The organism is Amycolatopsis iheyensis, from assembly GCF_024703995.1.
GTDB lineage: Bacteria > Actinomycetota > Actinomycetes > Mycobacteriales > Pseudonocardiaceae > Amycolatopsis > Amycolatopsis iheyensis.
Map to the genome: position 1 here is coordinate 25,879 of NZ_JAMXQV010000026.1, position 22,691 is coordinate 48,569.

Sequence of the window (22,691 nt, forward strand, 5' to 3'; positions counted from 1 at the left end):
GTGCTAGGCTCCGGCCATGGGCAACAAGGAAGCACTCCTGGCGGGTGCGAAGCGCTGCTTGAACGAGAAGGGCTACGCCCGCACGACGGTGCGGGACCTGGCCTCGGCGGCGAACGTCAGCATGGCGGCCATCGGTTACCACTTCGGCTCCCGGGAAGCGCTGCTCAACACCGCGCTGATCGAGGCCAACCAGGAGTGGGGCGAGACCCTCGCCGGGGTGCTGCAGGTCGAGACGCCGGCGGACGCGTCCCCGGCCGAGCGCTTCGAGCTCATCTGGCAGCGGGTGATCGAGTCGTTCGAGGAGCACCGCCGGATGTGGGCGGTCAGCTTCGAGGCCTACTCGCAGGTGGACCTCGACCCCGAAGTCCGCGCGCAGCTCGCGAACGCCCTGGAGCAGGCCCGATTCGGCCTGGCGAACCTCTTCCAGGGCCTCGACGACGAGAGCGCCGAGGCCCGGGCCGTCGGCACCGTGCACCAGGCCCTGCTTTCGGGCGTGATGCTCCAGTGGCTGATCGACCCGGACCACGCGCCCTCGGGCGCCGACCTGGTCCGCGGCCTGCGCCTGATCGCGGCGGGCGCCCTGCCCTAGGCGGTCACGAGCGCCCGGTCGAAGAACGTCTCGGCCGCCGACATCGCGTCGGCGTCCAGGAGCACGTCGCCGGGACGGCTTCCGTTGCCCAGCAACACCCCACCCCAGTTCATGCTCAGGTACTCGGCGCAGAGTTCCAGCGTGCCGATCAGCGGCTGGGCCTCCCGCGCCGTCTCGCTCAGCACGCTGACGCCCCACAGCGTCTTGCCGCGCATCTTCGCCTTGAACTCGACCGGCAGCCGCATCCAGCCCGACCAGTAGTCCAGGTAGAGCTTCACGCTCGCCGCGACCGAGTACCAGTACACCGGCGACACGACGACAATGTCGGTCGCGGCGAACGTCGCGTCCATCAGCAGCTGCTCGTTCTCGCCCGGCTCCGGGTGCGAACCGGCGCCGTGGCGGCGGTCTTCGAACGGCGGCAGCGGCAGCTCGGGCAGCCGGAGCCAGCACTGTTCGACGTCGCCGGGCAGCGCCTTCGCCGCCCGCCGGGCCAGCATCTCCGTGTTGCCGCCCGCCCGCGCCGCGCCGACCAGGAAGAGGAAGTTCCGCGTCATGGTGAGTCAGTCCCCTCAGGTATTTGCATGTACATATAAAGACTGCCCATGGACTACTCTGGAGTCAAGAGGAGGGCGGGAAATGACCGTCGACGAACAGTCCTGGGGACGCATGCTCGTGCTGCACGCCCGGGTCGAGCAGGAGCTGACGAAGGCGCTGCAGCGCCGCCACGGGCTCGGCCTGTCCGAGTACCGCGCGCTCGGCAAGCTGGTCGCGGGCCCGCGCGGCGGCCTGCGCATGCAGGAGCTCGCCGAGGCGATCGGGCTCAACCAAAGCTCGGTGAGCCGGATGTGCGCGCGCCTCGAAGACGCCGGCCTGACCATTCGCGACCTGTGCGAAGACGACCGCCGCGGCGTCTATTCGGTGATCACCGACGCCGGCCGCAAGCGCTACGCCGAAACCGAGCCGACGTACTGCAGCGTGCTGCGGACCGCGCTCGACAAGGCCGCGAGCGACCCGGAGCTGGCCGCCGCGGCCGCCGCCGTCCGCGGCGCTTGACCCGCATATTCCTCGGTGGTTATATACGGGCACAGGCAACCAACGGGAGGACGCCGTGTCCGCGAAGCTGTCGACCGTCGATGATCGTCCGGTGCTGCGGCTGGAGCGCCGCCTGAAGCACGCGCCGGAGCACGTCTGGCGCGCGCTCACCGACCCGGCCGAGCTGGCGCACTGGTTCCCCGCGGAGGTCGACGTCCAGCTGCGCGCGGGTGGCGCCATCCGGTTCACCTTCCCCGGCGAGGACACCACGACGACCGGGCAGGTGGTCACCGTGGACCCGCCGCGGGAGTTCACGTTCGTCTGGAACGACGACACGCTGCGCTGGCTGATCTCCCCGGACGGCGACGGCAGCCTCCTAGAGTTCACGCACACGTTCGGCCGCGGCGACCCGGCGATCGCGAAGCTGGCGGCGGGCCGCAACGCGGCGGGCTGGGACGTCTGCCTCGACGCCCTCGACGCCCGCCTCACCGGCCGCGATTTCACGCCGCCGACCCGCTGGCACGACGCGATGGCGTCCTATGTGGAGGATTTCGGGCTGGGCTACGGCGAGGTACTGGCGGACGGCACGATCCGCTTCCGCCGCGACCTCGTCTGGAAGCCGGTCGACGAGGTTCGCGCACTGCTGCCCGACGAGCCGGGCTGGCACGTGGAGCAGGATCCGCTCGACGGCACCCGTGTCGAGTTCACCGAAGCGGCCGAAGCGGACGTTCCCGCGCAGCTGGCCCGCCGGCACGAGCAGCTGGACCGGCTGTTCGCCGCGACGCACGGCGTCGAGCTGCCGGACTGGACTTCCGAGCAGGTCGAATCGGTGCGGAAGCACTACGCGGAGCGTCCGACCCAGGGTTGACGCGCGGCACCCGCGTCCGCATTACGTTCGTCCCATGCGAATCCGCGTGGCCATCGACGTGCTGGCCGCCCTCGTGCTGGCCGTCGGCGCCGGCGGCAACCTCGCCGCCGGGGCGTGGACGCTGCCGCCGTGGCTGCCCGGCTGGCTCGGCTGGACGATCCTGCTGGCCAGCGTCGTGCCGATCGTGGCGCGGCGGTGGTGGCCGCTGGGCAGCTACGCGCTCAGCCTGGTGCTGGCCGCGGCCGCCGTCCCGATCGGCGGGCCCGTGTTCGGCGTCGCCGTCGTGGGCGCCGGGTGCGCGCTCTACCTCGTCGTGCTGCGGTGCAGGAGCCGGGTCGGCCAGGTCGGCCTCGCGGCCGGCCTGCTCGAACTCGGCGTGCTGGCCCTCGTCGTGACGAACCCCAGTGCGGCCACCACGGTCAACTTCAGCGCGTCGGCGCTGGTCGTCGGGTTCGTGCTCGGCCTGACCGTCCGCAGCCGCCGGGACTTCGCCGTGATCGAGCGGGAAAACCACGCACGCCAGGCGGTTTCCGCGGAACGGCTGCGGATCGCGCGCGAGATGCACGACGTCGTCGCGCACAGCATGAGCCTGATCGCCGTGAAGGCGGCGGTCGGCAACCACGTCGCGCTGGAGCAGCCCGCCGAAGCACGCGAAGCGTTGCGGGTCATCGAAGACACCAGCCGCGAGACCCTGGCGGAGCTGCGGCGGATGCTGGGCGTGCTGCGGGACGGCACCGGCGTCCCGGCCCTCGCGCCCGCCCCGACCCTCGACGACCTGCGTGTGCTCGCCGAGCGCGCGCAGCAGGCCGGCCCTTCGGTCGAGCTCGTGATCGAAGGCCTCGACGAGCTTCCGGGCGGCGTCGGCCAGTCCGTGTACCGGATCGTGCAGGAGGCATTGACCAATGTGGTCAAACACGCGGACGCGGCGAACTGCCGGGTGCGCGTCACCGGCGGCGAGGGCGAAGTGCGCATCGAAGTGCTCGACGACGGCCGCGGCGGCGTCGCCGTCCCCGGGCACGGCCTGATCGGGATGCGCGAGCGCGTCGCGGTCTACGCCGGGGAGTTCTCCGCGGCCCCGGCCGGCGACGGCTTCCGCGTGTTCGCCCGGCTTCCGTACGAGACGGCGGTGGCCCGGTGACCCGCGTCCTCATCGCCGACGACCAGGCGTTGCTGCGCGGCAGTTTCCGCGTGCTGGTCGACAGCGCGCCGGGACTGGAGGTCGTCGGCGAAGCGTCCGACGGCGTCGAGGCCGTCGCGCTGACCCGCCGCGAGCACCCGGACGTCGTGCTGATGGACGTCCGGATGCCGGAGATGGACGGGATCGAGGCGACCCGCCGGATCTGCGCGGAAACCGAGGTCCGGGTGCTGATGCTGACGACGTTCGACCTGGACGAGTACGTCTACGCGGCGCTGCGGGCGGGCGCGAGCGGCTTCCTGCTCAAGGACACCCGCCCGGCGGACCTCCTGGCGGCGATCGACGTCGTGGCTTCGGGCGACGCGCTGCTCGCGCCGTCGGTGACGCGGCGGCTGGTGGCCGAGTTCGCCCGGCTGCCGGCGGGCCCGGTGACGACCCGGCTGGCGGGGATCACGGCCCGCGAGCAGGAGGTGCTGACGCTGATCGCGCGCGGGTTGTCGAACGACGAGATCGCGGCGCGCCTGCACCTGGGCATCGCGACGGTGAAGACCCACATCGGCCGCCTGCTGCACAAACTGGCGGCCCGCGACCGCGCCCAGCTGGTGATCGCGGCGTACGAGTCCGGGCTGGTGCGGCCTACACCGCCCGGGTGAACGGAGCGATCCGCATCGACGCCTCGCCGGGGAGCGCGCGGCCGCCGAGCACCAGCCGCGGCGCCGGCACGCCCGGGACCAGCCCGCGCTCCCGCACCCACGCCGTCAGCGCCGGGAACCGGAAGTCCGGATCCACCCGCACCGGTCCGGACGCCGACCGCGCGACCCCGCGGATCACCGCCTTCGCCCCCTCTTCGGTTTCGGCGACGACCGGGCCGATGACCGTCACGTGCCCGATGTCCACGCCGAACGCGAACCCGCCCTCGACCACGAACGGCGTCCCCAGCCGCTCGAGCAAGGGCCGCCGGTCCACGCCCTGAGCCGCGCGGTCGAGCGGCACGACGTCGGACACCGTCCCCGGCGCCGCACCCGGCCCGCCGTCGTCGGCGAACGTGCCGACGTGACCCTGGCAGCCGCCGTCGAGGACGAACCCCATCGACTCGTACAACGGCCGGCCGTACGTCGACGCGTGCAGGAAGGTCACGCCGTCCCCGGCCGCCGCAAGCGCTTGCGCGGTGATCGCGCGCCCCAGCCCTCGCCGCTCGTACCGGCTCGCGACCAGCACCATCGAGATCGACGCCACCGAGCCGAACACGACCACGACCGCGGTCGCGGCCAGGCCGTCGCCATCCGGGGCGTCGACGCCGAACACGCGCCCGACGTCGTGCAGCAGCGCCCACTTGGCCGGCTCGCGCGGCCACGACCGGGATTCCGCCAGGTCGGAGCACGCGGGCAGGTCCGCGGCCCCCAGTATCCGGATGTCCATCCGACGTTGCCTACGCCACACGCGAAGTGACCGGCAAGTAGCTAAGCTCCCGGGAATGAGCAGTGCGACGGAGCCGCTCGGGACGCCGCCCGAGGACGAACCGGACATCCACACCACGGCCGGCAAGCTGGCCGACCTCTATCGCCGCTACGACGAGGCGGTCCACGCGGGTTCGGCCCGCGCCGTGGAGAAACAGCACGCCAAGGGCAAGAAGACCGCGCGCGAGCGGATCGAGCTGCTGCTCGACGAGAACTCGTTCGTCGAGCTCGACGAGCTCGCCCGGCACCGCTCGACCAACTTCGGCCAGGAGAAGAACCGCCCCTACGGCGACGGCGTCGTCACCGGCTACGGCACCGTCGACGGCCGGCCCGTGTGCGTGTTCAGCCAGGACGTGACCGTCTTCGGCGGCAGCCTCGGCGAGGTGTACGGCGAGAAGATCGTCAAGGTGATGGACCTGGCGATCAAGACCGGCCGCCCGATCGTCGGCATCAACGAAGGCGGCGGCGCGCGCATCCAGGAGGGTGTCGTCTCGCTCGGCCTGTACGGCGAGATCTTCAACCGCAACGTCAAGGCGTCCGGCGTGATCCCGCAGATCTCGCTGATCATGGGCGCGAACGCGGGCGGGCACGTCTACTCCCCCGCGCTCACCGATTTCGTCGTGATGGTCGACGAGACCTCGCAGATGTTCATCACCGGCCCGGACGTCGTCAAGACGGTCACCGGCGAGGACGTCACGTTCGAGGAGCTCGGCGGCGGCCGCACGCACAACACGAAGTCCGGCGTCGCGCACTACCTCGGCTCCGACGACGAAGACGCCATCGCCTACGTCAAGGAGCTGCTCTCCTATCTGCCGCAGAATAACCTCTCCGACGCGCCGGTGTTCGAGCCCTCCGACGCCCCGGCCGGCTTCTTCGACGACGTCACCGATGCCGACCGTGAGCTCGACACGCTCATCCCGGACTCGCCGAACACGCCGTACGACATGCACGAGGTCATCAACCGCGTGGTCGACGACGGCGAGTTCCTGGAAGTCCACGAGCTGTTCGCGCCGAACATCATCGTCGGCTTCGGCCGCGTCGACGGGCAGAGCGTCGGTGTGGTCGCGAACCAGCCGACGCAGTTCGCCGGCTGCCTGGACATCGACGCGTCCGAGAAGGCCGCGCGGTTCGTCCGCACCTGCGACGCGTTCAACATCCCGGTGCTCACCTTCGTCGACGTCCCGGGCTTCCTGCCGGGCACCGACCAGGAGTGGAACGGCATCATCCGCCGCGGCGCGAAGCTGATCTACGCCTACGCGGAGGCCACGGTCCCGCTGGTCACGATCATCACGCGCAAGGCGTACGGCGGCGCGTACGACGTCATGGGCTCGAAGCACCTCGGCGCCGACATCAACCTCGCCTGGCCGACCGCGCAGGTCGCGGTGATGGGCGCCCAGGGCGCGGCGAACATCGTCCACCGCAAGACCCTGGCCAACGCGGCAAACGAGGGTCGCGATGTGGACGCGTTGCGCGCCGAGCTGATCCAGGAGTACGAGGACACGCTGCTGAACCCGTACGCGGCGGCCGAACGCGGTTACGTCGACTCGGTGATCGTGCCGGCGCACACGCGCGGGCACGTCGCGCGGGCGTTGTCGTTGCTGCGCAACAAGCGTGAGTCGCTGCCGCCGAAGAAGCACGGGAACATCCCGCTATGAGCGAGCCCGAGAAGCGCCCCCTGCTGCGGGTGGTCCGCGGAAACCCGAGCGACGCCGAGCTGGCGGCGCTGACGGCCGTCGTGGCCGCGGCTTCGGCGGCGGCGCCTGCCGAGAAGCCGAAGCCGCGTACGTCGTGGTGGGGCGATCACGGTGCTTCGCTGCGGAAGCCGCTCCATCCCGGCGACGGCGCTTGGCGCGCTTCGGGACTTCCCGGCTTCTAGCGCGCCACGACGTCGAGGAACACGGTCGGGACCTCGTTCTCGCGGACGACGGTGCCGAGCAGCGTCGCGAGCCGTTCGCGGTCCTGGCCGGTCAGGCCCGCGGCCAGCTCGTCTACGCGGCGGCAGGTCGCCGCGTAGAAGTCCTCGGCCAGGGTGCGGCCTTCGGCGGTCAGCACGACTTGCACGGCCCGCCGGTCGTCCGGGTCGGGCTCGCGGCGGACGAGCCCGCGCCGGACCGCGCGGTCGGCCAGGCCCGTGAGGCTCGACTTCTCCAGGCCGAGCGTCGCGCCGAGGTCACCCATGCCGTACGGGCGGCCCATCAGCACGCACAGCAGCTGGCCCTGCTGCACGGTGAGCCCGTACTCGCGGGCCGACTCGGCGTAGACGGCGTTCACCAGGAACGACGCGCGCACGAGCCCCGCGACGACACCGATGTCCTCCCCGCTCTTCCCCATCCGGTCAGCCTACGGCTTCCCGCACGGCGGGAACGATTTCTTCGGCCCAGCGTGCGGCGGCGGTCTCGTCCGGCGTGCTGCCGCCCGGGCCGAAGAGCACGAACCCGGCGGCGCCGTGGTCCAGCACCGCACCGGTCAGCTCCTCGATCCACTGGGCGGGCGAGCCACCGATCCAGCGGCCGTCGTCGGCGCGGGTGGTCCGCAGCGGCTCCGCGGTGATCCGGCCGGGGAAGTTGTAGACGGTGGCGATAGCGGCGGGATCGCGACCGGCGTCCACGGCGGCCTTGTCGATCAGCGGCCGGGAGGTGCGGTAGCGCTCGCTGAGCCAGTCGGCGGCGTGCCCGGGCAGCCACCCGTCGGCAACCCGCCCGGTGACGGCGAGCGACTTCGGCCCGACGGACCCGGTCCACACCGGCGGCATCGCTTCTTCGGCCGGCGCCAGGTTCGTGACCTGGTAGAACTCGCCGTCGAAACTCACCGGCGCGCCCCCTCCGCCGAGCAGCTTCACGAGCCGGATCCCCTCTTCGAAGGCCCGGACGGCTTGCCCCGGGGTGAGCTTGGCGAACCCGAGCCGCGCGATGTCGTCCCAGAGCCCGCCGACCCCCATGCCGAGCACGATCCGCCCACCGGTCAGCGCGGACAAGCTGGTGACGGTGCGCGCGAGCATCGACGCCGGCCGCGTCGGCAGGTTGGACACGCTGACCAGGCCCGAAATCCGTTCGGTCTTCCCCAGCAGGACACCGATCTCGGCGTACGCGTCGAGGCGGTCGGCGTGGTACGGGTGGTCGGAGACGGTGAGCAGGTCGAGGCCGCCGCGGTCGGCCTGCTCGGCGAGGCGCAGGGTGCTTTCGACGGCCGTCACCGCCGTGGAGACGCCGATGCCGAAGTGCGTCATGATTCCTCCCAGTTTTAGTTCGTGCTACGAACTGACTATACATAGTTCTTGGCACGAACCAACCCCGGTCGCCAGGTGCGCCGGGGCCGGCGGGATATTCGGTTCCCTCCCGCTGCCGCGGCGGCTAACGTTGCTCTCGCCCGGTGCGGCGGTGAGGGTTACTTCTCTGGTATTCCTCGGGTTCGACTCCCAACAGCCTTCACCACTTCGATCTCGGGCGACGAACGCACTCCCGGTGCGAGCACGACCTCGGGAGTCACGGCTTCACCGATGCCCGGTGCGCAGGCGAGGGTTACTTCCACTCCGAATGGGCGGGTCGGGGGTTCGAATCCCTCCCGGACCACGCGGTCCGGTAGCTCAGCTGGCAGAGCAGCAACCGTACCTTCACCGACTTCGATCTCGGGCATCGCCGAAGCCGTGACTCCCCCACGAACCAAGGGGGAGAAATGAGCAAGTTCAACACCGCACGCGCGCCCGCCGCCACCTCGCCGGTTCGCGGTGAAGCCACGCCTTCGGGCACCACCTACGAGGGCGGCGCCGGTTACGCGCGCGACGCCCGGTCCGAACTCTTCCTGCTCGCCGTCACCAACATGGTCGGCGAGCACACCTTCTACGAGTCCGCGAACGCGCGCGACACGCGGTACACCGCGCTCGTCCACGCCGCGACGCTCGAGGATCCACAGTGGACCGCGCGGTTCCTGCGCTGGCTGCGTTCCGAGGCGAACCTGCGGACCGCGTCGCTCGTCGGCGCGGCCGAGTTCGCCAAGGCCCGCCTCGACGCCGGACTCGACGGGCTCGGCCGGCAGCTCGTCGCCGACGTCCTGCAGCGTGCCGACGAACCCGGGGAACTGCTCGCCTACTGGACTTGCGTGCACGGCAAGAACATCCCGAAGCCGGTCAAGCGCGGCGTCGCCGACGCGGCGCGGAAGCTCTACGACGAGCGCTCGTACGTCAAGTGGGACTCGGCCGCGCGGGCGTTCCGCTTCGCCGACGTCCTCGAGCTGACGCACCCGGCCAACCGCGACACCGCCCAGGGCGAGCTGTTCAAGCACGTCCTCGACGAGCGGCACGACCGCGGCAACCCGCTGCCGGCCGAGCTGAACGTGCTGCGTGCCCGCGCCGAGCTGACGGCGTGGGAGGCGCCACGCCGGCGCGAGCTGTTCGCGCGGCCGGACGCGGCGGACGTCCTGCGCGCGGCGGGCATGACCTGGGAATCGGTCGCCGGCTGGCTGCAGGGTCCGCTGGACGCGCAGGCCTGGGAGGCGCTCATCCCGTCCATGGGCTACATGGCGCTCCTGCGCAACTTGAGGAACTTCGACGAGACCGGCGTCTCGGACGAAGTCGCGCAGCGCGTTGCCGCGAAGCTCGCCGATCCGGCGCGGGTCGTGAAGTCGCGGCAGCTGCCGATGCGGTTCCTGTCGGCCTACCGGGCCGCGCCGTCGCTGCGGTGGGCGTGGGCGCTGGAACAGGCGATCGCGCACTCGCTGGCGAACGTTCCGGAGCTGCCCGGGCGGACGCTCGTGCTCGTCGACACCTCGACGTCGATGAACATGGGCTTCAGCCGCGACGGCACCCTGCTGCGCTGGGACGCCGCCGCGGTCTTCGGGCTCGCGCTGGGCCGGCGGTGCGCGGACGCCGACGTCGTGTCGTTCTCGGACGGCTTCCTCCTGGGCGGCGCGCACACGAAGGTGTTCAAGCTGCGTCCGGGCGGGTCGCTGCTGAGCGACGTCGAGCGGTGGAAGTCCCGGGGGTACTTCCTCGGCGGCGGCACGAACACGGTGGCCGCGGTGAAGCGGCACTTCGCGAACCACGACCGCGTCGTCATCCTCACCGACGAGCAGGCCGGCGGCGGCGACGTCGGGCAGGCGCTGCCGCCGCACGTTCCGCTGTACACGTGGAACCTGGCGGGCTACCGGTTCGGCCACGCGCCGTCCGGCGGCGCGCGGCGGCACGTGTTCGGCGGCCTGACCGACCAGGGTTTCCGGATGATTCCCCTGCTCGAGGCGGGGACGAACGCCGACTGGCCGTTCTGAGAGCAGCCGCGGAGGCCCCCATGACGGGATCATGGGGGCCTCCGCGCTGTGTACGGACCGTCACAGGAATGACGGTGGACCGGTCGCTAGTCTGCGCCGTATAGTCCACGTGGAATAAACGACCTGGAGTCATCCGAAGGGAGCAATGATCATGGCCTCGGCCAAGCTGACCCCGCTCGGTCTCGCCGTGCTGGAGCTGCTCCACGAGAAGCCCATGCACCCGTACGAGATGGCTTCACTGATGCGGGAGCGGTACGTCAGCACCCGCGTCAACGTGAAGGCCGGGTCGCTCTACCACACCGTGGAACGCTTGCAGCGCAGCGGTTTCATCGAGGTCGTCGACACCCAGCGCGACGGCAGGCGGCCCGAACGGACCGTCTACGGCATGACGCAGGCCGGCCTGGACGAGTTCAGCCAGCGCGGCCGCGAACTGCTCGGCGACCTCGTCGAAGAGTTTCCCGCGTACCTGTCCGGGCTCGCGGTGATCGACGAACTCGGCAAGGAGACGTCGCTGATCGAGCTCGAACACCGGATCACGCGGCTGCGCGCGGCCGTCGCGGCCGACCAGGCCGTGCTCGAGCGCCTCGCCGAGGACCACACGCCGCCGATCTACTGGCTCGACTGGCGGTACAAGTGCGACCACCGCAGGTTCGAGCTCGAATGGACCGAGCGCCTGCGCCAAGACCTCGAGTCCGGGCGGATCCAGTTCCAGGACTGCGAACAACCCAAGCTCACGCTCATCACCCAGGAAGACGACGATGAACGCAAGACAAGCTAATCCGTGGGCGGCGCTCGGCGCGCTGTGCCTCGGCTTCTTCATGATCCTGCTCGACACGACGATCGTGTCGATCGCGATCCCGACCATGCTGAACAAGCTGAACGCCGGGCTGAACTCGGTCGTCTGGGTGATCAGCGTCTACCTGCTCACCTACGCCGTGCCGATGCTGTTCACCAGCCGGCTCGGTGACCGCTTCGGGCCCAAGCGCGTGTTCCTCGCCGGGCTCGTCGTGTTCACCGGCGCGTCGCTGTGGTGCGGCCTGTCCGGCAACGTCGAGATGCTGATCGCCGCGCGTGCCGTGCAGGGGCTCGGCGCCGCGCTGATGACGCCGCAGACGCTGGCGTTCATCACGCACCTGTTCCCGCCGGCCAAGCGCGGCCCGGCCATGGGCATGTGGGGCGGCGTCGCCGGCCTGGCCACGATCGCCGGCCCGCTGCTCGGCGGCGTGCTCGTCGACCACCTCGGCTGGGAATGGATCTTCTACGTCAACGTGCCGATCGGTGTCATCGCCATCGCCCTGACGCTGGCGCTGGTCCCGGACTGGCAGCCGAAGCACTCGCACTCGTTCGACCTCATCGGCATCCTGCTCTCCAGCCTGGCGCTGCTGTTCATCGTGTTCGGCGTGCAGAACGGCCAGCAGTACGACTGGGGCACGGTCTGGGGCGGCATCACGGTGTTCGAGATCATCGGCGCCGGCGTGGTGCTGCTGGCCGCGTTCCTGGTGTGGCAGAAGTACAACAAGCGTGAGCCGCTGCTGCCGCTGCAGGTGTTCGCGAACCGGAACTTCTCGGCCGGGACGCTCACCGCGACGACCGTCGGCTTCGCGATGACCGGCATGTTCCTGCCGCTGGTCATCTACATCCAGTCGGTGCTCGGGTTGACCCCGACCATGGCCGGCCTGCTGACCGCGCCGATGTCGCTGCTGTCGGGGATCATCGCGCCGTTCGTGGGGCGCGCGTCGGACAAGGTGAACGGCAAGTACCTGGTGATGTTCGGCCTGGCCGCGCTGGCCGCCGGGCTCGGCGTCATCGCGCTGCAGGCGGCGCCGGACAGCAGCCCGTGGTCGTTCATCCCGGCCCTGCTGCTGTGCGGCCTCGGCATCGGCTGCATCTTCTCGCCGATGAGCAACATGACGATGGGCTCGGTCGAGCCGCGGCTGGCCGGCACCGCGTCGGGCATCTTCAACACCTCGCGCCAGGTCGGCGGCGTGCTCGGCTCCGCGGCGATCGGCGTGATGCTGCAGGCCCTGGTCAGCTCGTCGATCGCGGACGAAGCCACGAAGGCGGCCGCTCAGCTGCCGGAGCCGTACCGCGCGCCGTTCGCGGAAGGCATCGCGAAGGCCGCGGCGAACACCGGCGAGTTCGGCTCGGCCGGTGGCTCCTCGCCGATGCCGGGGCTGCCGGCGGAGATTGCCGCCCAGGCGGGGAAGCTGGCCTCGGAAGCGGTCCACAGTGGACTGACGGACGCGGCCCGCCTGACGATGCTGCTGCCGATGGGCGTTCTCCTGCTGGGCGTGCTCTCCGCGGCCGTCATGCGGAAGGTCAAGCCGCGCTGGGAAACCCCGGCGCCGGCCACCGAAGCCGCCGCGGCGTGAAACCGTGCGAGCCTCCGGGTGTCGGGTACCGGAGGCTCGCACGGACCGCGGGAGCGGTGGTTCAGCGGGTGCTCTTCGGCGCCGAGGCCGAATCCGCCCGGATGGTCGCCCGGCCCTTCGTCGCGCGGAGCCTGGACCACCACAGCGAATGCGGCCGGGTGGCCGGCGTAGATTCCGTGACCCGGACGGTCATCGGTCACCTCCACGTCTTCCGGCGCCATATGTTGCGCGCCACAACAAACTAGCCCCGTCCGAACGTGGCGCCGGTCACAATTCGGTCACGACGGACGTCCGGGTACCTTCGCCGGGTGCAGTTCGTCCTCGCCTCCCAGTCCCCCGCCCGCCTCGCCCTCCTGCGCGCCGCGGGCCTCGACCCGGCCGTGTTCGTCTCCGGCGTCGACGAGGACGCCGTCGCCGCCTCGCTGACCGACCCGACGCCGTCACAGCTGGTCGCCGCGCTCGCCGCCGCCAAGGCCGAAGCCGTCCTCGACCAGGTCGCCGCGGCGCACCCGGACGCCGTCGTCGTCGCCTGCGACTCGATGCTGAACATCGGCGGGCGGATGGTCGGCAAACCGGCCACCCCGGAGATCGCGCGGGAGCGCTGGGCCGGGATGGCCGGGTCATCCGGTGAACTCCTCACCGGCCACGCGGTCGTCCGGCTCGAAGGCGGGACGCGCGCGAAGGAGACCAGCGGCTGGGAGTCGACCACCGTCCGGTTCGGCACGCCGAGCGCGCGGGAGATCGACGCCTACATCGCCACCGGCGAGCCGCTGCACGTGGCCGGCGGGTTCACGATCGACGGCCTGGGCAGCTGGTTCGTCGACGGCCTCGACGGCGGCCACACGAGCGTCATCGGCATCAGCCTCCCGCTGACCCGCCGGCTGCTCGCCGAGGTCGGCGTGAGTGTCGTGGATCTCTGGTCGCGTCCCGCATCCTGAGAAGGGCACCACACGAACGGGTGATCCGGAAGAGTCCTGCCTTGCCTAACGTTCTCTTCACGAGGCAAGTCAGACAGGAACTTTCGAGCACCGGAGTCGCCCCGTGTCTTTCGTACGGACATACACCAAGCCGCGGGTGTTCGCGGCCGCGGTTCTCGGCTCGCTCGTCGTCGGCGCCCTGCTGGGCGTCGTCGCACGGCAGACCGAGGCCGGCTGGCTGACCGATCTCCTCGACCAGATCGGCACCATCTTCACCACGCTGCTGCAGATCGCGGTGATCCCGCTGGTCTTCACGGCGATCGTGGTCGGCATCAACAGCCTCCGGAAGCTCGGCGGCGGCCGCACCGCCGCGCGCCTCGGCGGCAAGACGGTGATGTGGTTCGCCATCACCTCGTTCATCGCGTCGCTGATCGGCATCGCCGCCGGCCGGATCTTCAACCCCGGCGCCGGCGGGCTCGGCGGCGTCGAGGCGACGGCGAAGAACGCCGACAAGGCGGCGAAGAGCGTCAGCAGCTGGGGTTCGTGGGACTCCTTCATCAACGGGCTGCTCCCCGAGAACTTCGTGAAAGCGTTTGCCGACGGCGAGACGCTGCAGGTGCTGTTCCTCGCGCTGGTGATCGGCGCGGCGGCCTACAGCCTGGGTGACAAGGCGAAGCCGTTCGTGGACTTCACCTCGAGCGTGTTCGAGATCATCCAGCGCTACCTCGGCTGGATCGTCCGGCTGGCCCCGATCGGCATCGTCGGCCTGATCGGCGCGGCGGTCTCCAACTACGGCGACGCGCTGTTCCGCCCGCTGTTCTCCACCACGCTCGCGGTCTACGTCGGCTGCCTGGTCGTGCTGTTCGTCGTCTACCCGATCCTGCTGCAGTTCGTGGCGAAGGTCAGCCCGCTGAAGTTCTTCTCGAAGTCGGCGACGGCGATCCAGTTCGCGTTCGCTTCGCAGTCCTCGGCCGCGACGCTGCCGCTGACCCGCCAGTCCGCGGTGAACCTCGGCGTCCAGCCGGCGTACGCGGCCTTCGCGACCCCGCTCGGCAGCGCGACGAAGATGGACGGCTGCGCGGCGGTCTTCCCGGCGATCGCGGCGATCTTCGTCGCGAACCTGGCCGGGGTGTCGCTGAACTTCTGGCAGTACGTCGGCATCGTGGTGGTCGCGGTGGTCGGCGCGCTGGCGACGGCCGGGACCACGGGCTGGCTGACGGCGTTCACGCTGACGACGTCGTTCATCGGCCTCGACGCCAAGCAGGTGGCGATCGGCCTGGCCCTGATCTACTCGGTCAACCCGATCATGGACATGATGCGCACGGCGACGAACGTGGCGGGCCAGATCGTGGTCCCGACGATCGTGGCCCGCGCCGAAGGTCTGCTGGACGACGAGGTCCTCAACGCCCCGACGGACCGCCCCCAGACCACCGACGACGGCTCCGCGGCCCGCCACACCGAACCCGCCCCCGCCTGACCCAAGCGCCCCAATGTGGCCTTCGGTGCGTCTGACGCACCGAAGGCCACATTGGGTGCGTTGAATGGGCACTGCGGCGCGGAGCGCCTCCGTTGAGGGTGGCGGTGGGGGCATCGGTGGAGCAACCAAGGCCACATTGGGGCGCTTCAGGACGGGCAGGAACGCAGGTCGGCGCGGGTGAGGCGGATGTCCGGCCAGCCGCGCAGGTCCGACGGCGCCGTCACGCGCCGCGTGCAGCCGACCGTCTTGCCGGTCAGGTCGTACACCTGGCCAACCACCGGTGCCGCCTCGCACTTCGGGGTGCCCGAGGCCGACGACGCGCAGTCGTGGCGGACCACGATCACGTCCGGGCGGCCGTCGGCCGTGACGTCGTAGAGCGACAGCGTCCCGGCGTCCGCGAAGTACGGCTTGCCCGGGTCACGCCACACTCCCCCGCTTTCCACCAGCAGCTCGCCGTACGCCGCCGAGTTGTCGTCGCCGATCGTGCCGCGGACCAGGCACGCCGGGGCCGCGCCGTCGATGCAGCGCAGGGAGTTCTGGTCGAGCCGGACGCCCAGCTGGGCGATCGTCAGCTCGAACACCGTGCCCGGCTCGGGCCCGACGCGCACCCGCGCCGACCCGCCCGAAGCGTCCGTGAGCAGCACCACCGGCGTCCCGCCGACGGTCATCGCCGCGAGCTGGCGGCACGGACCGCCGCCGCAGGTCACCACGGGCGTCACCGGGGCGGCCGCGGGCTCGGCCGCGCCCGAGGGCGGCTCGGGCCGCGGGCGCAGGGCGAACACCGCGCCGATCGCGCCGAGGGTCACCACCGCGGCCAGCACCGCGGTGAGCAGCGCCGACCGTGGCGTCCGCGCCGCCGAAGTCCGCATAAGACAGAGCGTAAGCCGCTTCGCGACGGTGTGTGGGCAGCGCCCCGGCGGGGTGTGGCCGGTTCAACCCGGTAGGGGCACAACCTTCGTCGGCCGGGTGGAATCGACGGGGCCGCGAATAGCGGAACGTGTCCGTCTATGTTGTCCGAGTGACGAACCCCAACCTTCCCCCCGCCCTGTACCTGCCGACCGGCCCGGCCAGCGCCGAGACCGAAGGCGCCTCGATCGAGCTGCGCCGCACCCCGGACGGGCGCACCGCGCTGGTCGCGTTCACCGCCCTGGACCGGCTGATCGACTGCTGCGGCGAGCACCAGCCGTGGGTGCTGGTGAACACCGAGCACCTGCCGAAGGTCCACGCGGCGAACCCGTACGACGTGATCGTGCTCGACTCGCCGCTGCCCGAACAGCTGCGCCACCACGTCTGAGCGTGGTCCACCTCTCACTCCAGAGACTCACGACCGCATATCCGTAGACTTCCCCAATGCCGCTTCGGGCGGTACAGCAATGCAGCTGTCGGGACGCAGGAGGTGCGGGGTGGCCGAGCAGGTCGGCGAATCCACCGGTGGTCCGGTGACCAAGATCCTGGTCGCCAACCGGGGTGAAATCGCGGTACGCGTGATCAGAGCCGCCAAGGACGCGGGCCTCGCCAGCGTCGCGGTGTACGCCGACCCGGACCGCGACGCACCGCACGTCCGGCTGGCCGACGAAGCCTTCGCGCTCGGCGGCACCACGGCCGCCGAGAGCTACCTGAACTTCGACAAGCTGCTCGACGCCGCGAAGCGCGCCGGCGCCGACTCGGTGCACCCTGGCTACGGCTTCCTCTCCGAGAACGCGGACTTCGCCCAGGCCGTCCTCGACGCCGGGCTGACCTGGATCGGGCCGAGCCCGCAGGCCATCCGCGACCTCGGCGACAAGGTCACCGCCCGCCACATCGCGACGCGCGCGGGCGCGCCGCTGGTGCCGGGCACCAAGGAGCCGGTCAAGGACGCGAGCGAGATCGTCGCGTTCGCCGACGAGCACGGCCTGCCGGTGGCCATCAAGGCCGCGTTCGGCGGCGGTGGCCGCGGCCTGAAGGTCGCGCGCACCCGCGAAGAGATCCCGGAGCTGTTCGAGTCCGCGACGCGCGAGGCGGTCGCCGCGTTCGGCCGCGGCGAGTGCTTCGTCGAGCGCTACCTGGACAAGCCGCGCCACGTCGAGGCGCAGGTCCTGGCCGACATGCACGGCACCGCGATCGTCGTCGGCACCCGCGACTGCTCGCTGCAGCGCCGCCACCAGAAGCTCGTCGAGGAGGCGCCCGCGCCGTTCCTGAGCGACGACCAGCGCAAGCGCATCCACGAATCCGCGAAGGCGATCTGTAAGGAAGCCGGCTACTACGGCGCCGGCACGGTCGAGTACCTCGTCGCGACCGACGGCACGATCTCGTTCCTCGAGGTCAACACGCGGCTGCAGGTCGAGCACCCGGTTTCCGAGGAAACCACCGGCCTCGACCTGGTGCGCGAGATGTTCCGCATCGCGCGCGGCGAGAAGCTGCGGATCACCGAGGACCCCGAGCCGCGCGGCCACTCGATCGAGTTCCGCATCAACGGCGAGGACGCCGGCCGCGGCTTCCTGCCCGCCCCGGGCACGGTGACGAAGTTCGTCGCGCCGAGCGGTCCCGGTGTGCGCGTCGACTCCGGTGTCGAGGACGGCAGCGTGGTCGGCGGCCAGTTCGACTCGATGCTGGCGAAGCTGATCGTCACGGGCTCGGACCGGAACAACGCCCTGGAGCGCAGCCGCCGGGCCCTGGCCGAGATGGTCGTCGAAGGCATGGCGACGGTGCTGCCGTTCGACCGCGTGATCGTCGACGACCCGGCGTTCATCGGCGACGAGAACGGCTTCAGCGTGCACACGCGCTGGATCGAGACGGAGTTCGACAACCAGATCGAGCCGTTCGTCGCGCCGGACGTCGAGACGCCCGAAGAGGCGCCGCGGCAGAACGTCGTCGTCGAGGTCGGCGGGCGCCGGCTCGAAGTGTCGCTGCCGGGCGGGTTGGCGCTCGAAGGCGGCGGGGGCGGCACCGCCGTGAAGGCTAAGCCGCGCAAGCGCGCCGGCGGCGGCAAGGCGTCGGTGAGCGGCGACGCCGTCACCGCGCCGATGCAGGGCACGATCGTCAAGGTCGCCGTCGAAGAGGGCCAGAGCGTCGAGGCCGGCGAGCTGATCGTCGTCCTCGAGGCGATGAAGATGGAGAACCCGGTCACCGCACACAAAGCGGGCACCGTCACCGGCCTCGCGGTCGAGGTCGGCGCCGCCGTGACGCAGGGCACGCAGCTTCTCGAGCTCAAGTAGGACAGTTCGTTACAGATGTCGTGGTGGGCCGCCCCCGAGGCGGCCTACCATCGACTACGTGACCGAAGTCCCGTCTCCGCAGCTGCGGATCAGCGACCAGAACCGCGAATCCGCGCTGACCGCGCTCGGTGAGCACATGACCGCGGGGCGGATCGACATCGAGGAGTACGGCGAGCGCTCGGCGCGGATCACCGCGGCGAAGACGCGTGGCGAGCTCGTCGAGATCTTCGCGGACCTGCCGGCGCCGCACCCGAAGTACGACGACGTCCCGCAGGCCGTCGCGGCACCCGAGCCGGCCGCCGCGCCCGCACCGCGGCAACCGGCCGCGCCGGAGGGCTGGACGAGCCCGCAGCGGTTCATCGCCGCGTTCATCCCGCTGGTCTGGATCGCCACGATCGCGTTGATCGCCACCGGCGTCGTGCACGGGGCGCTGATCCTCGTCCCGATCGGCCTGAGTGTCTTCGGCCGGTCGATGTGGGGCCACGGCGGGCACCAGCACCGGCGGCACGAGCACCACGTGCGCGACCGCGAACGCCGCCGCGCGCTGCGCGAGTCCTACCGCGACCAGCGGCGCGGCCTGGACCACTGATCCCGCCGTGAGCGACATGCTGCTGAGCGACGCCGAACGCCAGGACGCCCTGGACGTCCTCGAAGAGCACGTCCGCACCGGGCGGCTCGACATCGACGAGTACGGGTCGCGATCGGCGAAGGTCACCGCGGCCAAGCGGGTCAGCGAGCTGATCCCGCTGTTCGACGACCTGCCCTCGCCGCGCCCGAGCGCGTTGCTGAACGGGGCGGCCGCGCCGCAGGTGCCGGTCATGTCCGGCGGCGACAGCCCGCTGGCGAACTTCCTGACCCGCAGCGCCGTGCCGATCGCGATCGTCCTGGCGGTGGTGGTGCTGATCCTGTCCCGCGGCCGGCTGCTGATCATCTCGGTCGCGCTGCCGCTCGTGGTGGCGATGCTCGCCGGCGCCCGCCGCCGGCGCTGAGCCTGCGAGAATCACCCCGTGATGGGCGTGGTTCCGGGCGCGCTGGACGCCCGAGGCGAACGGCTGGCGGGGCCGATCTTCACCGGCGTCGGCCTGGCCGGGCTCGCCGCGTGCGCGTTCTGGGGGTCCGGGCTGCGCGGGGTGACCCTGGTGGTCGCCGTGGCGGCGGCGGTGTGGGTGCCGCTGCTGATCCCGTTGTTCCCGCACCGGCGGACGCACCCGTGGCTGGCCGCGGGTTACTACGCCGGGGTGCTCGCGGCCGCGACGGTGCTGGTGGCGAACGACGACTCCTTCATGGGCTTCGCGTCCTTCGGGTACCCGCTCGCCTTCGTGCTCTTCCCGGCGCGCTGGGGCTTCTTCGCGGTGGCCGCGACGGCGACGCTGCCGCTGCTGGCCGCCAACTCGGACTCGCGGAGCCCGACCTGGGTGCTGGTCCTGTCGATGGCCGGGCCGCTGCTGTACGCGGCGTGGTTCGTCGGCGCGGAGAGCGAACAGCGGCGGAAGGCGAACGTCCGGCTGGAGGCCGCGCTCGAGGAGAACGCCAACCTGCACGCCCAGCTCCTGACGCAGGCACGCGAAGCCGGCGTGCTCGACGAGCGGCAGCGGATGGCCCGCGAAATCCACGACACGATCGCCCAGGGGCTGACCGGGATCGTCACGCAGCTGCAGGCCGCCGACGGCCCGGACCGGGACCGGCGGCTGGCGCAGGTGCGCGTGCTCGCCCGCGAGAGCCTCGGCGAAGCGCGTCGCGCGGTGCAGGCGTTGCGGCCCGAGCCACTGGCCGAAGCCCAGCTGCCGGAAGCGCTTTCCCGGCTGGCCGCGCGCGTGGCCGGCACGTCCGGGGCAGACGTCCGCGCCGAGACGACCGGGGACGCCCGGCCGCTGCTGCCCGACCTGGAGGAGACGCTCTACCGCGTCGCGCAGGAGGCGCTGGCGAACGCGGAGAAGCACGCGAAGGCGTCGCGGATCGCGCTCACGCTGTCCTATTCGGACGATCTGGTGCTGCTCGACGTCGTCGACGACGGCGTCGGCTTCCGCGACGGCGACCGGGGCGAGGGCACCGGGTTCGGCCTGGAGGCGATGCGCCAGCGCGTCCGCCGGGTGGCCGGGACGCTGGCGATCGAGAGCGCGCCGGGCGGCGGCACGGCGGTGAGCGCCCAGGTCCCGGCGATCCCGGCGTGATCCGCGTCCTGCTGGTGGACGATCACCCGATCGTCCGCGACGGCCTGCGCGGCGCGTTCACCGGCGAGCCGGACCTGGTGGTCGTGGGCGAGGCGGCGTCGGGCGTGGAGGCGCTGGCCCTGGTGGCGCGGCACCGCCCCGACGTCGTGCTGATGGACCTGCGCATGCCGGAGCTGGACGGCGTCGGCGCGATCAAGCGGCTGGCCGTCGAGCACCCCGCGGTCCGGGTGGTGGTGCTGACGACGTTCGACACGTCGGCCGACGTGCTGCCGGCGATCGAAGCGGGCGCGCTGGGCTACCTGCTCAAGGACGCGCCGGTGCCGGACCTGCTGGCGGCGGTCCGCGCGGCGGCCCGCGGCGAGCCGGTGCTGTCCCCGCGCGCGGCGGGCTTCCTGCTGGACCGCCTGCGGTCGCCGTTGACGACCCGGGAGCTGGAGGTGCTGCGCCTGGTGGCGGCGGGCGCGACGAACCGCGCGGCGGCGAGCCGGCTGGTGATCAGCGAGGCGAGCGTCAAGACCCACTTGCGCCAGGCCTACGCGAAGCTCGGGGTGAGCGACCGCGCGGCCGCCGTCGCCGAGGCGCTCCGGCGGGGTCTGCTCTAAACCGTTCCCCGGGCCGGCGCGTGGTGGCGTCGGACAGGGGAGGAACGGATGAGGTCGAAGATGCTCGCCGCCATCGGTGCGGCGCTGCTGGCCACCACGCTCGCGCAGCCCGCGGAGGCCGCCGTCGGTCACTGGGAGGCGAACCTGCTGGCGTTGCCGGCCGGCCACCCGGACGCCACCGGGTGGGTCCGCGGCACCGACAGCCACGGCGGCTACGCCGGGCACCTCGTGCTGGACGGGCACGGCACCGTCGTCACGTGGTCGAAGGGGCAGCCCACGGTGCACCCCCAGCCCACGGGCTTCGAGTCGACCGCGGTGGCGGACGAGAACTCGGCGGGGACGGTGCTCTGCGACTCTGTCGGCGCCGCCTCGGAGCACCAGCTCTTCCTGCTCGGCCGCGACGGCGGCTACCAGGGCTTGGCCCAGCCGACCGAGTGGCCGCTGGTGACGGCGGTGGCGCTGAACGAGCGCGGCGACGTGGTGGGGAACGCGTCGAACTGGAGCGGCGAATCGGTGGTGCTGGTCTGGCACGCGGCCGACCGGGCGCACCCGGTGGAGATCACCGGGCTGCCGTCCCTGTCCGCGACGGACATCGACGACGACGGCACGGTCCTGCTGAACTCGTACCCGCACTCGGTCCTCTGGCGCGACGGCGAGTTCCAGGAGCTGACCACCCTGCCGGGCCAGCCCTACACCTTCGCCCAGGCCATCCGGAACGGGCAGGTCACGGGCAACTCGGCCGAATTCGCCGGGGGTCCCGGCCAAGCGGCGGTGTGGCGCACGCCGACCGAGCCGGCGGCGCTGCCGTCGTCCCACGCGGCGTTCGGGATCAACCGGTACGGCCTGATCGTGGGGTACGACACCTCGGCGACCCCGCTCGCGGCCTGGCTCGGCACCCGGTCGATGGGCTCGCTGCCCCCGGCGCCCGGATTCACGCAGGCCTGGGCGAAGGCAGTGGGCGACGACGGCACGATCGCGGGCGTGGTGTCGAACAGCGAGCCGACGACGAACGGCGGCCGTCCGGTCGTGTGGCGCTACTCGCTGCCTTGATCGCGGGGCGCGTCCGGCCTGGCTAGGCTGGGTGGAGTGGAACCGGTGGAGATCAACGCGGGCACCTACTACCTGCGCCAGCTGCGCGCCGACCGGCACATCGACGACCGCCGGGTGCTGATGGAGGCGTTCGCGGACCCGACGCACCGCAAGTACGTGCTGAACTACCGCCTGCGGACGGTGGACGAAGCAACGGAGTACGTGGCGTTGCGGGCGGCCCAGTGGGCCGGCGACGAGCGCTGTTCGTGGGCGATCGCCGAACCGACGTCGGGCCGCCTGCTGGGCGAGGTGGGGCTGCGCGAGCTGGACCTGCCCGCGGCGTACGCCGAGGCGACGATCTGGGTCCACCCGGCGGAGCGGGGCAAGGGCATCGCGACGACGGCGTTGAGCGCGGCGCTGCGGTTCGGCTTCGGCGGCCTCGGCCTGACCGAGGTGAGCTACCGGTACGAGGAGAGCAACACGGCGTCGGCGATCGTGGCGGAGCGCTGTGGGTTCACGTTGCTGGGCCCGGAACCGGATCCGGCCGCTACCGGGGAGCGGCTGATCCGGTGGCACCGGACCTCCTGAC

At 71.6% G+C, this 22,691-nt stretch carries 25 protein-coding genes and 1 tRNA gene; 21 read left to right on the top strand and 5 right to left on the bottom strand.

Going from position 1 to position 22,691, the window contains the following annotated elements; all coding sequences use genetic code 11:
* Positions 1–16: 16 nt before the first annotated feature.
* Entirely contained in the window at positions 17–589 is a 573-nt protein-coding gene (locus tag M8542_RS37500; RefSeq protein WP_257925092.1) for a TetR/AcrR family transcriptional regulator, read from the top strand.
* Here the strand turns inward: M8542_RS37500 and M8542_RS37505 are convergent.
* Positions 586–1,143 (bottom strand): flavodoxin family protein, encoded by a 558-nt coding sequence (locus M8542_RS37505; protein ID WP_257925093.1) that lies wholly within the window; start codon positions 1,141–1,143, stop codon positions 586–588. The two genes, M8542_RS37500 and M8542_RS37505, sit on opposite strands and share 4 nt — an antisense overlap.
* Before the next feature lie 82 nt (positions 1,144–1,225).
* Between M8542_RS37505 and M8542_RS37510 the strand changes: the two genes are divergently transcribed.
* The 4 genes from M8542_RS37510 to M8542_RS37525 are packed head-to-tail and all read left to right on the top strand — an operon-like array spanning position 1,226 to position 4,277.
* A complete protein-coding gene (locus M8542_RS37510; RefSeq protein WP_257925094.1) occupies positions 1,226–1,642 on the top strand; it encodes a MarR family winged helix-turn-helix transcriptional regulator in 417 nt (138 codons plus the stop codon).
* Between the two features lie 55 nt (positions 1,643–1,697).
* Entirely contained in the window at positions 1,698–2,489 is a 792-nt protein-coding gene (locus M8542_RS37515) for an SRPBCC family protein (RefSeq protein ID WP_257925095.1), read from the top strand.
* A gap of 34 nt (positions 2,490–2,523) precedes the next feature.
* Positions 2,524–3,627 (top strand): sensor histidine kinase, encoded by a 1,104-nt coding sequence (locus M8542_RS37520; RefSeq protein ID WP_257925096.1) that lies wholly within the window; start codon positions 2,524–2,526, stop codon positions 3,625–3,627.
* Positions 3,624–4,277 (top strand): response regulator, encoded by a 654-nt coding sequence (locus M8542_RS37525; RefSeq protein WP_257925097.1) that lies wholly within the window; start codon positions 3,624–3,626, stop codon positions 4,275–4,277. The genes M8542_RS37520 and M8542_RS37525 overlap by 4 nt, the downstream gene beginning before the upstream one ends.
* On the opposite strand, the gene M8542_RS37530 is transcribed toward M8542_RS37525, so the two are convergent.
* Positions 4,261–5,043, bottom strand: coding sequence for a GNAT family N-acetyltransferase (locus M8542_RS37530; RefSeq protein ID WP_257925098.1), 783 nt, complete (start codon positions 5,041–5,043; stop codon positions 4,261–4,263). The two genes, M8542_RS37525 and M8542_RS37530, sit on opposite strands and share 17 nt — an antisense overlap.
* Before the next feature lie 55 nt (positions 5,044–5,098).
* Between M8542_RS37530 and M8542_RS37535 the strand changes: the two genes are divergently transcribed.
* Positions 5,099–6,736: an acyl-CoA carboxylase subunit beta gene (locus M8542_RS37535; protein WP_257925099.1), complete on the top strand. Its 1,638-nt coding sequence runs from the start codon at positions 5,099–5,101 to the stop codon at positions 6,734–6,736.
* Positions 6,733–6,957 (top strand): acyl-CoA carboxylase subunit epsilon, encoded by a 225-nt coding sequence (locus M8542_RS37540; RefSeq protein WP_257925100.1) that lies wholly within the window; start codon positions 6,733–6,735, stop codon positions 6,955–6,957. Before M8542_RS37535 ends, M8542_RS37540 begins: the two co-directional genes overlap by 4 nt.
* Here M8542_RS37540 and M8542_RS37545 read toward each other — a convergent pair.
* Positions 6,954–7,412, bottom strand: coding sequence for a MarR family winged helix-turn-helix transcriptional regulator (locus tag M8542_RS37545; RefSeq protein ID WP_257925101.1), 459 nt, complete (start codon positions 7,410–7,412; stop codon positions 6,954–6,956). The genes M8542_RS37540 and M8542_RS37545 overlap by 4 nt on opposite strands.
* 4 nt (positions 7,413–7,416) lie before the next feature.
* Positions 7,417–8,307 carry an LLM class flavin-dependent oxidoreductase gene (locus M8542_RS37550; protein ID WP_257925102.1) on the bottom strand — a complete coding sequence of 297 codons (891 nt, stop codon included), beginning with the start codon at positions 8,305–8,307 and terminating at the stop codon, positions 7,417–7,419.
* Between the two features lie 274 nt (positions 8,308–8,581).
* Between M8542_RS37550 and M8542_RS37555 the strand changes: the two genes are divergently transcribed.
* The 6 genes from M8542_RS37555 (at position 8,582) to M8542_RS37580 (ending at position 15,106) form a co-directional block, all read left to right on the top strand.
* A tRNA-OTHER gene (locus tag M8542_RS37555) sits at positions 8,582–8,650 on the top strand.
* A 103-nt stretch (positions 8,651–8,753) separates the two neighbouring features.
* Positions 8,754–10,340: a TROVE domain-containing protein gene (locus M8542_RS37560; RefSeq protein WP_257925103.1), complete on the top strand. Its 1,587-nt coding sequence runs from the start codon at positions 8,754–8,756 to the stop codon at positions 10,338–10,340.
* 151 nt (positions 10,341–10,491) lie between these two features.
* Positions 10,492–11,118 (top strand): PadR family transcriptional regulator, encoded by a 627-nt coding sequence (locus M8542_RS37565; RefSeq protein ID WP_257925104.1) that lies wholly within the window; start codon positions 10,492–10,494, stop codon positions 11,116–11,118.
* Positions 11,099–12,712 carry a DHA2 family efflux MFS transporter permease subunit gene (locus M8542_RS37570; protein ID WP_257925105.1) on the top strand — a complete coding sequence of 538 codons (1,614 nt, stop codon included), beginning with the start codon at positions 11,099–11,101 and terminating at the stop codon, positions 12,710–12,712. The genes M8542_RS37565 and M8542_RS37570 overlap by 20 nt, the downstream gene beginning before the upstream one ends.
* A gap of 308 nt (positions 12,713–13,020) precedes the next feature.
* Positions 13,021–13,650, top strand: coding sequence for a Maf family protein (locus M8542_RS37575; RefSeq protein ID WP_257925106.1), 630 nt, complete (start codon positions 13,021–13,023; stop codon positions 13,648–13,650).
* Between the two features lie 103 nt (positions 13,651–13,753).
* Positions 13,754–15,106 (top strand): dicarboxylate/amino acid:cation symporter, encoded by a 1,353-nt coding sequence (locus M8542_RS37580; RefSeq protein ID WP_257925107.1) that lies wholly within the window; start codon positions 13,754–13,756, stop codon positions 15,104–15,106.
* Between the two features lie 146 nt (positions 15,107–15,252).
* On the opposite strand, the gene M8542_RS37585 is transcribed toward M8542_RS37580, so the two are convergent.
* Positions 15,253–15,975, bottom strand: coding sequence for a hypothetical protein (locus M8542_RS37585; RefSeq protein ID WP_257925108.1), 723 nt, complete (start codon positions 15,973–15,975; stop codon positions 15,253–15,255).
* A 149-nt stretch (positions 15,976–16,124) separates the two neighbouring features.
* Here M8542_RS37585 and M8542_RS37590 point away from each other — a divergent pair, with 149 nt between their 5' ends.
* The 8 genes from M8542_RS37590 to M8542_RS37625 all read left to right on the top strand — a co-directional run bounded on the left by M8542_RS37590 (position 16,125) and on the right by M8542_RS37625 (position 22,690).
* Positions 16,125–16,400, top strand: a complete 276-nt coding sequence (locus tag M8542_RS37590; protein WP_257925109.1) for an SAV_915 family protein — start codon at positions 16,125–16,127, stop codon at positions 16,398–16,400.
* Positions 16,401–16,509: 109 nt separating this feature from the next.
* A complete protein-coding gene (locus tag M8542_RS37595) occupies positions 16,510–18,300 on the top strand; it encodes an acetyl/propionyl/methylcrotonyl-CoA carboxylase subunit alpha (protein ID WP_257925110.1) in 1,791 nt (596 codons plus the stop codon).
* 58 nt (positions 18,301–18,358) lie between these two features.
* A complete protein-coding gene (locus M8542_RS37600) occupies positions 18,359–18,889 on the top strand; it encodes a DUF1707 SHOCT-like domain-containing protein (protein WP_257925111.1) in 531 nt (176 codons plus the stop codon).
* Between the two features lie 7 nt (positions 18,890–18,896).
* Positions 18,897–19,289: a DUF1707 SHOCT-like domain-containing protein gene (locus M8542_RS37605; RefSeq protein ID WP_257925112.1), complete on the top strand. Its 393-nt coding sequence runs from the start codon at positions 18,897–18,899 to the stop codon at positions 19,287–19,289.
* Positions 19,290–19,310: 21 nt separating this feature from the next.
* The gene (locus M8542_RS37610) at positions 19,311–20,471 is read left to right on the top strand and encodes a sensor histidine kinase (RefSeq protein ID WP_257925227.1); all 1,161 of its coding nucleotides are present in this window, start codon (positions 19,311–19,313) and stop codon (positions 20,469–20,471) included.
* Positions 20,468–21,073, top strand: a complete 606-nt coding sequence (locus tag M8542_RS37615) for a response regulator transcription factor (protein WP_257925113.1) — start codon at positions 20,468–20,470, stop codon at positions 21,071–21,073. Before M8542_RS37610 ends, M8542_RS37615 begins: the two co-directional genes overlap by 4 nt.
* 48 nt (positions 21,074–21,121) lie before the next feature.
* Entirely contained in the window at positions 21,122–22,123 is a 1,002-nt protein-coding gene (locus M8542_RS37620; protein WP_257925114.1) for a hypothetical protein, read from the top strand.
* A 36-nt stretch (positions 22,124–22,159) separates the two neighbouring features.
* Complete coding sequence (locus M8542_RS37625; protein ID WP_257925115.1) at positions 22,160–22,690, top strand: GNAT family N-acetyltransferase; 531 nt, start codon at positions 22,160–22,162, stop codon at positions 22,688–22,690.
* Position 22,691: the final 1 nt, after the last annotated feature.